Here is a 13,390-nt window from a genome sequence, read left to right as displayed (position 1 = left end):
CGCCGTGCTCGTGCGTCGCAACCGGTGACCGCATCCATCGAAGAGTGGAGGATCACCATGCAGCTCGCCCGCATCGCAGCGACCACGATCACCGCGGTGGCCGTCGCCGCCGCGCTCCCAACGTCCGCGTCGGCCTCGGACTACGCGAGTGACGAGGGATCGGGCACCACGACCTCGTCCTCGACGCCCGCGGTCGGCAGTTGGGTGTCGAAGGCCTCGATCAGCGGACGCCAGATCACCACCCGCGCCTCCGCCGACGCGCCGTGCCCGTTCCTCTCCCCCAGCGGCTCCTACGACACCTCGAGCCTGATCTACCACGGGGAGAAGCCGACCGACCCGGACGGGAACGCCCGCCGGGTGCACACCAGCCAGACGTTCGGCGCCGACAGCGGCCTGGGCCAGCAGTACCAGTACCTCGAGGGGTACGACCGCTACTACCTCTACAGCGGCTGCGCCGACTCCGCCGGGCAGAGCCGCTACTGGGTCGCCGTACCCGCGAACCTGGTGGGGCGCCGCGACAGCGTCTTCCTCTACCGCGGCGGCGCCGGCGGGACCGCCTTCGTGCGCGAGGGCTCCTGGAGCGACGGGTCGGTGTGTGCCGCCTGGCCGGTCGCGACCTGGTCCAGCCCCGAGGCGAAGGCCTGCGTCTCCCTGACCCCTGGGACGGCGCCCTGACGGACCCGGTTCCTAGCGTCCGACCCGCTCCGGCAGGCGACGCGGCTCGCCCCACTCCTGCGGGGTTCCGCACACGGCGGGGTGGGTCAGGACGAAGGCGACCAGCTGAGCGCGGTTGCGGACGTCGAGCCGCTCCCGGATCGCGTCCAGGTGCCCCTCCACCGTGCGGACCGCGATCACCAGGTGCTCGGCGATCTCCTTGTTGGACAGGCCCACCGCCACCAGCTGGGCGACCTCGCGTTGTCGTTCGGTGAGTCGCGGTGTCCGGGGATCCTCGCCCTCGTCCGTGACTCCGTGAGCGAGCGCTTCGGCGGCCCGGTCGAGCAGCGCGTCCGGCCGGCTGTCGGCACCGTCCCGGACCTCTGTCCAGGAGACCTCGATGATCGGCTCGACCACATCGGCACACGGGACCGGCCTCGCCTGCTCCTGCACAGCCTCTTGGAAGGAGGTGATGCTCACCGACTCGTGCAGCTGGGCGAGGAGGGCCAGGTAGCCGTAGCCCAGGGTCGCCACGAAGTGACCCGTGCCCGAGAGCCGATCGGCGAGCGCACCGAGGACGTCGTCGGCAGCACTCAGCCCGTCCTCCCGCGCGATCGTGCGAATGTTCGTGACGTCCACGAGCGCGAGCATGACCCGTCCCGGATAGCCCGCCTCCTCGTCCCACCAGGCACGCAACCTGCCCTCCAGCTGCCGGCGGGTCGGCAACCCGGTGACGGGCTCGCGGTCCAGATGGCTGTGCGTCTCCGGGCTCGCCGGGTGCTCGGAGAGCAGGCGGAGGCGTAGCCGGGGACGGCTCCCCTCCGCGGCCACCTGGGTGAGCGATGCGAGATAGGGGGACTGCCCGAGGACGGGCTCGAGCACGAGATGCTCCACCTCGGCCGCGCCCCGGCGGACGCGCCGTACCGCCTCGGAGAGGTCATGGCCGATCACGGCGTCGGCCAACCGGGCGCTGAGCAGCTCTCGGGAGGACGCGCTGGCGAACAGCTCGTCCAGACGTGGATCGGCCTGCACGACCCGGCCGCGGCCGTCGAGCAGCGCGGTGATCCCGTCAGTGCGCCGGCCTGCCTCGGGGCCGGCGTCGACGTCGTGCACCGTGTGCACCCCCACCACGGCCATCACCTCACCGTCGGCGTCTCGCAATCCTCGCCCCACGATCCGCACCATCCGCGGGCCTGCCCCGTCCGGCAGCAGCATGCCGATGGAGGCGGTGCGGTGCTCCCCGGTGACCAGCGTGTGCAGGCGCGAGGCCCACTCCTCGGCATACTTCCTGGGGAAGCAGTTCAGCCACTGCGCCAACGTCTCGACCGACCCGCCGCAGAGCTCGGCGTAGAGCGCGTGCACCAGGGGCGAGAGCCGGACCGTGCCGGTGCGCGGGTCGTGATCCCACAGCCCCATCGAGGGACTGTCCCCGGCGGCAGCCGCCGGCACCACCGAGACCGACTCCGGGCTGGCGTCCATCGCGCCGAGGGAGTCGTGGATGAGATCGCGGGCCGACAACAGCAGGGCCCGCTCGGCACCGGTGAAGTCTCGCGGCTGCCGGTCCAGGACGCAGATCGTCCCGAAGATGGCCCCATCGGGCCAGAAGACCGGGAAGCCCAGGTAGGCCAGCAGACCGGTGCGCGCGTCGGGGTTGTCGGCCCATTCGGCCTGGGTGCGGGAGTCGCAGACCGCCAGCTCGCTGCGTCGGGTGATCACCTGCTCGCACAGCACCCCGGCCTCCAGAGCGATCAGCTCGCCCGGGGTGTAGGGGTTCTCCGGGTTGGTGCTCGGGGCGGCGTACTCCAACTCCCCGTCGCCGACCACACGGGTCACCAGCCCCACCGACACGTGCAACGACCGGGCGACCACTGTCATCAACAGTCGCCACGCATGGACCGTCTCGGCTGTCGGCTCGCTACGGGAAGTGGGCTGCCCCATCCCTGACCTCGTTGCATCCACGGACACGGTGAGTGCCCGCCATCCCTCGATTGTCACTCTCTGCGCCGTGGCAGACAAGAGACGGGTAGTTTCCCGCTGTCCCGGCGCGGTCGGACGTTCGATACTGGAGGCACTTCCCGTCGCATACCGCCGTTCTCCCGCATCCACTGGTTCGCATGCGCTGAACGGTTCTGACGGCGGGCGGGCCCTCCTGCCCCTCCCTTATCGAGGCGCCCCCCGCCGTCGTACGGCGCCGGCGTGTCCCGCGCGCATCCCGCGGGGCGCGTCGGCCCGCCAGCGGCCACCGGCTATGGGGGCCGAGCGCGAACCTGACCCTTTGCTCCGCGCCCGGGCATGCCCAGGCTCGGGTCTCGACAGGCTCGACCAGCGGTGCCTGGCGTACCCACACTGGCAGAAGTCCCAGCTCCCCGCCCCGGGCCCGCTCAGCACCACCGTCCGGACCAGGTTCTGCCAGTGTGGTTACGCCTCACCGCGACGGACGGGCGGCCAGCAAGAGGGCGGCCCGACCTCACACGTGCCGGCGCGACTGGACGAACCGGAAGCGGGGGGAGACGAAGGCGCCGTCGGTGTACGACGCGTTCGCGGCCGGGTTGGCGCCGGTGCCGTGGAAGTCGCTGAAGGCCGCGGACTGGTTGACGAACACCGCGCCCAGCAGGTTCTCGCTCAGCGCGACGCCCGCGTCCAGGGCCGCGTCCCGCATCGCCTCGACCACGGCGGGCGAGGTGGAGTAGACCGACGCGGTCATCGCGCCGTGCCGCTGCACGGTGTCGCGGAAGAGCTCGATCGACTGCTCGGTGCCGGACGTGCCGATCAGGTAGGCCACCGGCCCGAAGCACTCGGACTCATAGACCTCCGCATCGGCGTCGGCGGAGAGGCCGACCAGGGTCGGCGTACGCACCGTCGCGTCGGGGTACGACGGATGCGCGACCTCGCGGGAGGGGACGAGCACCTCCCCGCGCGACCCGGCGCCGGCCAGCCGCTCCAGCACACCGGCGTTGACCACCCCGCCGAGCAGCTCCACGGCACGGGCGTCCTCGTCGAGCAGCTGCGTCAGGCCGGCGCCGATGCCCTCGGCGACCTCGGCGACGCTCTTGTGCCCCTCGTCGGTCTCGATCCCGTCGGCGGGCAGGTAGACGTTCTGCGGGGCGGTGCACATCTGGCCGGTGTAGAGCGCGAAGGAGAACGCCAGGTTCTGGCACATCGCGGCGAAGGAGTCGGTGGAGTCGACGACCACGGTGTTGACCCCCGCCTTCTCGGTGAAGACGACGGCATGCCGCGCGTTCGCCTCCAGCCAGTCACCGAAGGCGTTGCCGCCGGTGAAGTCGATCAGCCGCACCTCAGGACGCACCGCCAGCTCGGCCGCGAGCCCGTCGGCCGGGTCCTCGGCGGCGAGCAGCACCAGCTGCGGGTCGAAGCCCGCCTCGGCGAGCACCTCCTGGCAGACCTGCACCGTGATCGCGAGCGGCAGGACGGCGCCCGGATGCGGCTTGACCACGACCGGGTTGCCGGTGGCGAGCGAGGCGAACAGCCCCGGCCAGGAGTTCCACGTCGGGAAGGTGTTGCAGCCGATCACCAACGAGACCCCGCGCGGGACGGCGGTGAAGGTCTTCTCCATGGTGATCGGGCGCTTGCCCGGCTTCTCCCACCGCGCGGCCCGCGGCACCCGGGTCATCTCCACCCAGGCGTAGGCGACCGCCTCCAGCGCTCGGTCAAGCGCATGCGCGCCACCGGCCTGGAAGGCCATGACGAACGCCTGGCCGCTGGTGTGCTGGACCGCGTTGGCGAGCTCGAAGATCCGCGAGTGCAGCCGGTCCAGGATCTCCAGGCACACGCCGACCCGGGCCTCCGGGCCGGCATCGCGCCAGGCCTTCATGCCCGCGGTCGACGCGCCGAGCAGCGCGTCCAGGTCGCGCGCGCGGGGATAGGCGACGTCCAAGGGCAGGCCGTACGGCGACTTCTCGGTCGCCACGGTCCCGTCACTGCCGGGGGTGCTGATCGGGAAGTCCCCGCCCAGCAGCGCCTCGAAGGCCGCCTGGCCCTCCGCGGCGGCGGTCTCGCCGTACACCCGCGGCGAGGGCGACTCGTCGAAGGCGGAGTGGAACTCGCGGGTGGCGCAGGCGGCCACCGCGGCGTCCAGACGGTCACGATGCCGGGCGAAGAGGTCGGTCATGGCCCCACCCTCCCGCGTGTGACAGATCCACGCAAGCCGTGCAGCAAGATGTCACAAGTGGCTCGTGGCGGTGGGACCGGGGAGGATGGTGCCCATGAGGTTCCGGGGTCCGCTGGTGGTGCTGGCAGTGCTAGGCCTCGGCCTGGCCGCGGGCTTCGCCGCCTCCCGCGAGCTCGAGCCCGAGCCGGTGCCCGTCTCCGAGCAGCGCCCGGTCCCGGCTGAGGGTCCGTCCGATCCGCTCGGCGGCACCGGAGCCGTCCTCCCGGACGCGCCCGTGCCTGCGCTGCCCGGCGACCTGATCCTGGCCGACGAGCGCCTCCGGGACGGCGACAAGCGGGTCGTCGTCCCGGTGCCGGTCGGGTGGCGGCGGGTCGACCTGCGCGACGGCGAGGCCCGTTGGCTGCCACCCGGCGACACGACCGGTGGTGGCTACTCCGTGCGCGTGGCCGTGATCCGCGAGGATGTCACCCTGCGCGAGATGGTGCTCGCACGCCGCGACGCGCTGCCCGGTGACCCGAACATCACCGACATCCAGCGACTCCAGGTCGACGAGGGCACCTCGAGCCTGCTGGCCACGATCGTCCGCGACGGCTACCGCAAGCTCCTGCTGATCCGGTGGATCAACCTGCGCAGCGACGTCTTCGCCGACGTCGAGATCGCCTGGACGGGGCGGCTCCAGGACGAGGCTGGAATGAAGCAGCTGCTCGCCCGGATGGCCAGCGAGGCGCGCTCGCTGGACCCTCCGGAAGGGTGATCGATCAGAAGCCGGAGACCTGCACCGAGTCGAGTACGGCGGTCGCCGCGGACCGGTCGTCGGCCTGCACCTGCACCCACAGCAGCCGGTTGTCGGCCACGCGGATCACCCGCTCGAAGACGGTCGACCCTCCGGCACAGCGTGCGTTGACCACGGTCACGGTCGGCCCGAGGGCCGCGCTCTCGTCGTTGATCGGGTCCTGCACCTCGGTGCAGGAAGGGTGTCCGGGTAGGTCCACGGGCAGGCTGCCTCCGGGCAGGATCCCGAGGAAGACGCCGTTGGCCCCCGGGTCGCCCTGCCAGCCCCGGCGCGACCCGACCGACAGAGCCGAGTAGGAGCCGGCGGACCCCGGCGGCGTCCACTCCCCCCGGCCGAGCGCACCGTTCCAGCTCCCCGGGACCGTCACCCGCAGGGACCCGTTCTCGTCGCTTACCGTCACGTCCGCGGGCGCCTGCCGGCCCAGGACCCACCCACCGGCGACGCCCAGGACCGCCGCCACCGCAGCGGCAACCAGCCAGCCGCGGCCGATCCCGCTCCGCCTCGTCGGCGCGGAGCCCCCGGCGGGGGCGGTCTCCGAGCTCGACCGCGAGGGAGGCGACGGCGAGGAGGAGGGCAGCGGGGAGGGCGGCGCCCCGACCCGGGTCGCATCCGGGTCGGTCGGGAGCCATGCGACCTGACCGGTCGCATCGGCGCCCGCGACGTGCTCCAGGGAGGCGGCCAGGTCGCCCACGAACGCGGCGATGTCGTCGTACCGATCCTCCGGGTCCGGCGCCAACCCCCGTCGCAGCACGGCGTCGGCCTCCGGCGGGAGGCCCGACCCCTCCGAGGGCAGCGCGCGGTCCGAGGCCGCGGACAGGGAGGCGTGCTGGAACGGCGGGCGGTGGGCCAGGAGCAAGTAGGCCACGGCCGCCAGGGAGAACAGGTCGGCGCGGGCGTCCAGCCGATCCCCCCGCGCCTGTTCGGGTGCGACGTAGGCCGGGGTGCCGGCCACCATGGACAGCCGCGAGGACATGTCCAGCGACTTGCCCAACCCCAGGTCGCCGACCATCGAGCGGACCATCGCCGGGCCGTCCTGCTCGTCGCGCGGCTCGGAGCGGAAGAGCACGTTGGCCGGCTTCACGTCCCGGTGCAGGACGCCGCGTTGGTGCAGCGCGCGCAACCCCACTCCGACCTCGCGCACCACCTGCAGGGCCTGCCCCACCTCCAGGGGGGCCAGGTCGAGCCGGTCGGCCAGACTCCCCTGGTCGGCGTAGGCCATCACCAGGAACGGCCGCCCGTCGTCGAGCTCGCCCGCGTCGTAGACGGGCACGACGTGCGGCGACTCGACCTTCCGCAGGAAGCGCCCCTCCTCGACGAAGCGCTGGCGCACGTGCAGGTCCACCGCCCAGTTCTCGGCCAGCACCTTCACCGCGACCGGGGAGTCCAGCTGCTCGTCGTAGCAGAGCCAGACCGTGGCGAAGCCCCCCGCGCCGATCCGGCGGCGCACGGCGTAGCGACCGAGGCGAGAAGGTGATGCCACCCCTGCATTATGTTGCTAGCGAGCCCTGCGGGGGATCGACGAGCAGCACCAGGAGAGTGATGAACGAGCGGCAGGGGCTCAGCCCCGACGCGATCGACGACCTGGCCAGGCGGGCCCAGGCGGGCGACCAGGGCGCCTTGGAGGACCTGTTGACGGCGGTGCGCCCGCGGGTCCTCAACGTCTGCCGCGGCGTGCTCCCGCATGTCCCCGACGCGGAGGACGCCGCCCAGGAGGCCCTGATCGCGATCGCGGGGAAGGTCGGCTCCTGGGGCGGGCGCGGCCGCTTCACCACCTGGATGCACGTCGTGGCGGTCAGCGCCGCGCGCTCCACCTACCGCCGAATGAAGCGGCAGGCGCTCCCCTCCGACGAGATGCACCTCGAGCGGGCCGACCCGCGCACCACCAGCGTCATCGCCGGCACCCGGCTGGACCTGCTGGAGGCGATGGAGACCATCGAGCGCGACCACCCGCAGTATGTCGAGCCGCTCCTGCTCCGCGACGTCTACGGGCTCAGCTACGAGGAGATCGCGCAACAGGTCGGTGCCCCGCTGGGCACCGTGAAGGCGCAGATCCACCACGGCCGCAAGCTGGCTCGCCCGCTGCTCCGCTCGGAGGGCTGAGGTGGGCGTCGAGCCCGGCGACCGGACGGTGCGCCTGCGGCCGCCGGCCGACGGGTCCGAGCGGGAGCTCGTGCTCGGGCTCAACGCCGACCACGTCGAGCTGCTGTCCCCGATGGACGAGGACCGGCTGGCGATGCTGGAGTCCACCGGCCGCGTCGAGGTGGTCGACGTCGACGGCGAGGTCGCGGGGTTCGTGGTCACGATGCCCGCGGGCACGGGCTACGACTCCCGGCTCTACCGGTGGTTCGGCGAGCGGTACGACGACTTCCTCTACCTCGACCGCGTCGTGATCGCCCCCGGCTTCCGCCGTACTGGCGTGGCCGGCGCGGTCTATGACCTCATCGAGGCACGGGCCGGGCGGCACGGGCTGTTCGCCCTGGAGGTGAACAGCGAGCCGCCGAACGAGGCGAGCCTCGCCTTCCACCGCCGACGCGGGTTCGCGCAGGTGGGCGAGGTGGTCGACGGGCCGAAGCGGATCGCGATGCTGACCCGGGACGCCGCCTGGCCCGAGGCGGTCGTCCGGATGTGGGACGAGGACCGAGCGAGTCGGGCGCTGGGGATGCGCCTGGACGCGGTGGCCCCGGGTCGCGCCGTGGTGACCATGCCGGTGCGGGAGGACATGGTGAACGGGCACGAGATCGGGCACGGCGGGCTGACGTTCGCCGTGGCCGACAGCGCCTTCGCCTGCGCGTGCAACAGCCACGGCCCGGTCACGGTCGCCGCCGGGGCGTCGATCCGGTTCCGCTCCCCGGTGCGCCTGGGCGAGATGCTCGAGGCGAGCGCGACCGAGCGCTCCCGCGAGGCCGGGCGCGGGGTCTACGACGTCGTCGTCCGCGCGGACGACCGGGTGGTCGCGGTCTTCGAGGGCTACGCGTCCGAACTGCGCCGGGAGGAGCGGTGAGACCGGCCGCCTGGCTGGTCCTGCCCCTGCTGGTCGTCCCGGTCGGCTGCACGCCCCCGCAGCCGGAGCAGCCCGAGCAGTCCGCCGCCCCGCTCCGACCGGCCCCCACGGGTGCAGACGACCCCCGCCTGGACGCGGCGCTCAGCGACCCGGTCGAGGACCCCGTCTACCCCGACGTGGGCGACCCGGGCGTGGATGCCTTGCACTACCGCCTGCGCCTGGACTGGGACCGGGTGAGGAAGCGGCTCGACGGCCGGGCGACGATCCTGATGCGGGCGACCATGGACGCGCCGCGATTCCAGCTCGACCTCGCCGGCCCGCTCGCCCCGTCCTCGGTCCGGGTGGACGGAAGACCCGTCGCCTTCCAGCACCGCGGCAAGGACCTGCTGATCGAGCAACGGGTGCGGGCAGACCGTCGCTACCGTCTGCGGATCGACTACGCCGGCCGTCCCCGGCCGACGCGCTCGCCCTCGACGCGGGAGGACGTGGAGAGCGTCGGCTTCACCCTCAGCGACCGCGACGAGGTGTGGACCATCCAGGAGCCCTACGGCGCCTTCACCTGGTACCCCGTCAACGACCACCCGTCGGACAAGGCGCTCTACGACATCACCGTCTCCGTGCAGGCGCCGTGGGCCGGGGTCGCCGGCGGCCGGCTGACGTCGCGCCGCGAGGTGGCGGGGCGCACCGTGACGTCGTACCGCCTCGACGAGCCCGCCGCGTCGTACCTCACCACCCTGGCGATCGGCGACTACCGCCACGAGACCGACCGGACCGCCTCGGGTGTGCCGCTCAACTACTGGGTGCCGCGCCGGTTCGCGTCCTCCTGGCCGCGGGTGCGCCGTACCAAGGACGCCGTCGAGTGGGTCGAGCGGCGACTCGGGCCGTGGCCCTTCTCCTCGGCGGGCACGCTGGTCGTCGACACGATGAGCGGGATGGAGACCCAGGCGCTGATCACCCTGGGCAACAGCGACTACGCCCTGTCCGACCCGGTGCTGGTGCACGAGATGGTGCATCACTACTTCGGCAACCAGGTCACGCCCCGGGACTGGCGCGACCTGTGGTTGAGCGAGGGCATCACCACGTATCTGCAGTTCGTCTACGAGGCCGAGGCGACCGGGGAGTCGCTGGACGGGTTGATGGACGTGCAGGCCGAGCGGGACCAGATGCTGCGCGACGAGGCGGGGCCGCCCGCCCGCTTCGACCCCGACGACTTCGCGTCGGGGAACGTCTACATCCCGCCGGCCCTGATGTGGCACGAGGTACGCCGCCGCGTGGGCGACGCGGCCTTCTGGCAGGCGATCCGCAGCTGGCCGCGCGCCTACGACAACGGCAACGCCGGCCGGCGCCAGCTGATCGCCCACATGGAGCGCACCACCGGCGAGGAGCTCTCCGGCCTCTTCCGCGACTGGCTGATGAGTCCGGCCACGCCCCCGCGGACCTGACGCCCTGCCGAGTCGGTGCTTGTGCACCCCGAGTCGGCGACAGGAATCGGTGTCTTTGGGAGGGTTTGCCGCCGATTGTCATAGACCAAGGAAGCAGTGTCTCCGATCACATTCGATACTATGATCGAATCATTACAGCATCCGCATCCCGCCGGAAGGTCCCTCTCATGGTCTCCCTGGTCCCCGACCCACCGTCCGGGGAGTGGCACGCCCCCGGCACGGGGGCGTCGGCCAGGTTGGAGGCCCTCTCGGCCGGGCTGGAAGGGGTGTTGGACGGGCTGGGCGAGCTGTCGCTGACCGGGCTCTCGGACGATCAGGTGGCCGGGCTGGTCCACCAGCTCACCGCCGCGACCGGGCGGCTCACCCACGCCCTGGCCCGCACCGTCGCCGACGCGGACCGCCGCGCGCTCCACCACCAGAGCGGGCACAGGTCGGCCGCGGCGTGGTACGCCGACACCACCCGTGTCACCCTCCGCGAGGCCCGCCGCCTGCTGAAGTTCGGGCTCGAGCTGGGCTATGACGCCAACACCCCCATCGCCGATGCCCTGGCTGCCGGCCGGATCCGCGCGGATCAGGCCGCGGTGGTCCTGCGCGCGGTCGACGCGCTCCCCGACACCATCGACGACTCCGTTCGGGAGCAGGCGCGGGACCGGCTGCTGGCCGACGCCGCGCACTTCGACGCCGACGCCCTGGGCCGCCTCGGCAAAGGGATCCTCGACATCGTCGCGCCCGAGGTCGGCGAATCCCACGAACAACGCGTGCTGGAACGCGAAGCCGCCGCCGCAGCCCAAACAGCCAGCCTGACGATGTACGACGACGGCCACGGCCGCACCCACGGCACCTTTGTGATCCCCGCCCACCAAGGCGCGATGCTCCGCCAAGCCATCCACGCCATCGCCAACCCCAAGCGCCACGACCACGACGACCTGAAAGACCCACAGACCGGGGACTGGCGGTCCGTGCCCGAACGCCACGGACAAGCGTTCGGCGAGCTCATCGAGCACTACCCGACCGATCGGCTCCCCGAAAGCGGCGGGGTGAACGCCCAGATCGTCATCACCATGACCCTCGACACCCTGCTCTCTGGCATCGGAACAGCGACCCTGGACAACGGCGACCACATCGACGCCGGCACCGCCCGCCGCCTGGCCTGCGAAGCCGGCATCATCCCCGCCGTCCTCGGCGGCCCCTCAGAGGTCCTCGACCTCGGCCGGACCCGCCGCTACCACACCAAAGCCCAGCGCATCGCCCTCGGCCTCCGCGACCGCGGCTGCACCGCCCGCGGCTGCACCATCCCACCCTCAGGCTGCCACGCCCACCACGACCGACAATGGGCCCGCGACCACGGCCACACCAACATCCACGACTGCCGCCTCTACTGCCCCCACCACCACCGACGAGCACACGACCCCACCTACCAGACCGTGATCCATGCCGACAACACCGTGACGTTCCACCGACGCAGATAGGCCGACCGCGCACTCCCGAAGCCCCAGCACGGTCGAGGGCGACTCGATGGATGTGAGGCTCCTCAGTCCAGCGCGCGCCCGACCGCCCGCTTGCGGATGTCCGGCGCGGCCAGCCGCTCGGCGTTCGCCTCCTGGTCGTCGGTCTCGGTCTGCGACTCGCGCTCGGCCTCCACCCGGGAGCGGTAGGCCGCCACCTCGTCGTTGATCCGCGCCTCGTCCCAGCCCAGGTGCGGCGCGACCAGCGCGGCCGCGGACTCGGCGGCCGCCGCGCCGCGGTCGAGGGTCTCGATCGAGATGCGAGTACGCCGGGCCAGCAGGTCGTCCAGATGCAACGCCGACTCGTGGGTGGCGGCATAGACGATCTCCGCCTTGAGGTACTCCTCCGCGCCGGGCAGCGGCTCGAGCAAGGACGGGTCATCGGCAGCGAGCGCGAACAGCTCGTCGACCATCGACCCGTAGCGGTCCAGCAACCGGGTCATCCGCCACGCTGGCACACCGTTGCGCTCGGCCAGCCGGTCCACCTGGTTCGACATCGCGTGATAGCCCTCCGCGCCCACGAGCGGGATCAGCTCGGTGACGCTGTCCGGCACGCTGTCGCCGAGGTCGACCTTCGCCGCATCGACCGCGTCGGCCGCCATCACCCGGTAGGTCGTGTACTTCCCGCCGGCGATGGAGACCAGCCCCGGCTGGGGCCGCGCGACCGCGTGCTCGCGCGAGAGCTGCGAGGTCTGGTCGCTCTCCCCCGACAGCAGCGGCCGCAGGCCGGCGTACACCCCCTGGATGTCGTCGTGGGTCAGCGGCACCGCGAGCACCGAGTTGACGTGCTCGAGGATGTAGTCGATGTCGGCGCGGCTGGCCGCCGGGTGCGCCTTGTCGAGGGTCCAGTCGGTGTCGGTGGTGCCGACGATCCAGTGGGTGCTCCACGGGATCACGAAGAGCACCGACTTCTCCGTGCGCAGGATCAGCCCGGTCTCGGAGTTGATCCGGTCGCGCGGCACCACGATGTGCACGCCCTTGGACGCGCGCACGTGGAAGCGGCCGCGCCCGCCGGCGAGGGTCTGGATGTCGTCGGTCCACACGCCGGTGCAGTTGATGACCACCTTGGCGCGGACGTCGACCAGCTCGCCGGTCTCGACGTCCTCGACCGTCGCGCCGACCACCCGCTCGCCCTCCTTGAGCAGCGCCTCGACCTGCGCGGAGTTGAGGATGGTCGCGCCGTACGCCGCCGCGGTGCGCGCCACGGTCAGGGTGTGCCGCGCGTCGTCGGCCTGGGCGTCGTAGTAGAGCAGCGCACCGACGAGCGCGTCGTTGCGCAGCGCGGGCACCATCTGCAGCGCCTTGGTGCGGGTCAGCTGCTTGTGCCGCGGCACGGTGCGCGCGCCGCCCATCGAGTCGTAGAGTGTGAGGCCCGCGGTGACGTAGGGCCGCTCCCACACCTTGTGCTGCAGCGGGTAGAGGAACGACACCGGCTTCACCAGGTGCGGCGCGATCCGGGTGAGCATCAGCTCGCGCTCCTTCAGCGCCTCCCGCACCAGCGCGAAGTTCATCTGCTCCAGGTAGCGCAGCCCGCCATGGAAGAGCTTGGAGGAGCGCGAGGACGTGCCGGAGGCGAAGTCGCGTTGCTCGACCAGCGCGACCGAGAGCCCGCGGGTCGCCGCGTCCAGCGCGACCCCCGCTCCCGTCACGCCGCCGCCGATGACGAGGACGTCGTACTCGTGGTCCTTCAGCGCCGCGAAGGCGCGCTCCCGATAGGCGGCGTCGAGCCGCGGGGGCATGGGCATCGCTGGTTCCCTCCCGATCGTCTCCGGCCAACTCTCGTGCACCCCGCCGCACCCCGCAAGCCGGAGGCGCCGCATCGCCCTCAACAGCGGGAGAACTCGCCGTTGGAAGGGTTGGCAATCA

The 13,390-nt window shown here is 72.3% G+C and carries 10 protein-coding genes; 6 read left to right on the top strand and 4 right to left on the bottom strand.

Annotated features, from left to right (window positions below; translation table 11 throughout):
• Positions 1 to 57: 57 nt before the first annotated feature.
• Positions 58 to 675 (top strand): hypothetical protein, encoded by a 618-nt coding sequence (locus tag K8W59_RS01245; RefSeq protein WP_223396964.1) that lies wholly within the window; start codon positions 58 to 60, stop codon positions 673 to 675.
• 12 nt (positions 676 to 687) lie between these two features.
• Here the strand turns inward: K8W59_RS01245 and K8W59_RS01240 are convergent, their stop codons facing one another.
• On the bottom strand, positions 688 to 2,529 hold the full coding sequence (locus tag K8W59_RS01240; RefSeq protein ID WP_223396963.1) for a LuxR C-terminal-related transcriptional regulator: 1,842 nt from the start codon (positions 2,527 to 2,529) through the stop codon (positions 688 to 690).
• Between the two features lie 592 nt (positions 2,530 to 3,121).
• A complete protein-coding gene (gene paaN, locus K8W59_RS01235) occupies positions 3,122 to 4,783 on the bottom strand; it encodes a phenylacetic acid degradation protein PaaN (protein ID WP_223396962.1) in 1,662 nt (553 codons plus the stop codon).
• Between the two features lie 94 nt (positions 4,784 to 4,877).
• Between paaN and K8W59_RS01230 the strand changes: the two genes are divergently transcribed.
• Positions 4,878 to 5,537, top strand: coding sequence for a hypothetical protein (locus K8W59_RS01230; RefSeq protein ID WP_223396961.1), 660 nt, complete (start codon positions 4,878 to 4,880; stop codon positions 5,535 to 5,537).
• Between the two features lie 4 nt (positions 5,538 to 5,541).
• Here K8W59_RS01230 and K8W59_RS01225 read toward each other — a convergent pair whose 3' ends face one another.
• Entirely contained in the window at positions 5,542 to 7,056 is a 1,515-nt protein-coding gene (locus tag K8W59_RS01225) for a serine/threonine-protein kinase (RefSeq protein WP_223396960.1), read from the bottom strand.
• A gap of 59 nt (positions 7,057 to 7,115) precedes the next feature.
• Here K8W59_RS01225 and K8W59_RS01220 point away from each other — a divergent pair, with 59 nt between their 5' ends.
• The 4 genes from K8W59_RS01220 to K8W59_RS01205 all read left to right on the top strand — a co-directional run bounded on the left by K8W59_RS01220 (position 7,116) and on the right by K8W59_RS01205 (position 11,488).
• Positions 7,116 to 7,676 (top strand): RNA polymerase sigma factor, encoded by a 561-nt coding sequence (locus tag K8W59_RS01220; RefSeq protein ID WP_223396959.1) that lies wholly within the window; start codon positions 7,116 to 7,118, stop codon positions 7,674 to 7,676.
• Position 7,677: 1 nt separating this feature from the next.
• Positions 7,678 to 8,577 carry a hydroxyphenylacetyl-CoA thioesterase PaaI gene (paaI, locus tag K8W59_RS01215; protein WP_223396958.1) on the top strand — a complete coding sequence of 300 codons (900 nt, stop codon included), beginning with the start codon at positions 7,678 to 7,680 and terminating at the stop codon, positions 8,575 to 8,577.
• Positions 8,574 to 10,019 (top strand): M1 family metallopeptidase, encoded by a 1,446-nt coding sequence (locus K8W59_RS01210; protein ID WP_223396957.1) that lies wholly within the window; start codon positions 8,574 to 8,576, stop codon positions 10,017 to 10,019. Before paaI ends, K8W59_RS01210 begins: the two co-directional genes overlap by 4 nt.
• 167 nt (positions 10,020 to 10,186) lie before the next feature.
• Positions 10,187 to 11,488 carry an HNH endonuclease signature motif containing protein gene (locus tag K8W59_RS01205; protein WP_223396956.1) on the top strand — a complete coding sequence of 434 codons (1,302 nt, stop codon included), beginning with the start codon at positions 10,187 to 10,189 and terminating at the stop codon, positions 11,486 to 11,488.
• 62 nt (positions 11,489 to 11,550) lie between these two features.
• Here K8W59_RS01205 and K8W59_RS01200 read toward each other — a convergent pair whose 3' ends face one another.
• Positions 11,551 to 13,269 (bottom strand): glycerol-3-phosphate dehydrogenase/oxidase, encoded by a 1,719-nt coding sequence (locus tag K8W59_RS01200; protein WP_397195936.1) that lies wholly within the window; start codon positions 13,267 to 13,269, stop codon positions 11,551 to 11,553.
• Positions 13,270 to 13,390 lie beyond the last annotated feature (121 nt).

Origin of the sequence: Nocardioides rotundus (genome assembly GCF_019931675.1) — a bacterium.
Taxonomy (GTDB): domain Bacteria; phylum Actinomycetota; class Actinomycetes; order Propionibacteriales; family Nocardioidaceae; genus Nocardioides; species Nocardioides rotundus.
Note: the sequence above shows the minus strand (reverse complement) of the source record. Positions and strands in the feature narration are given on the sequence as shown.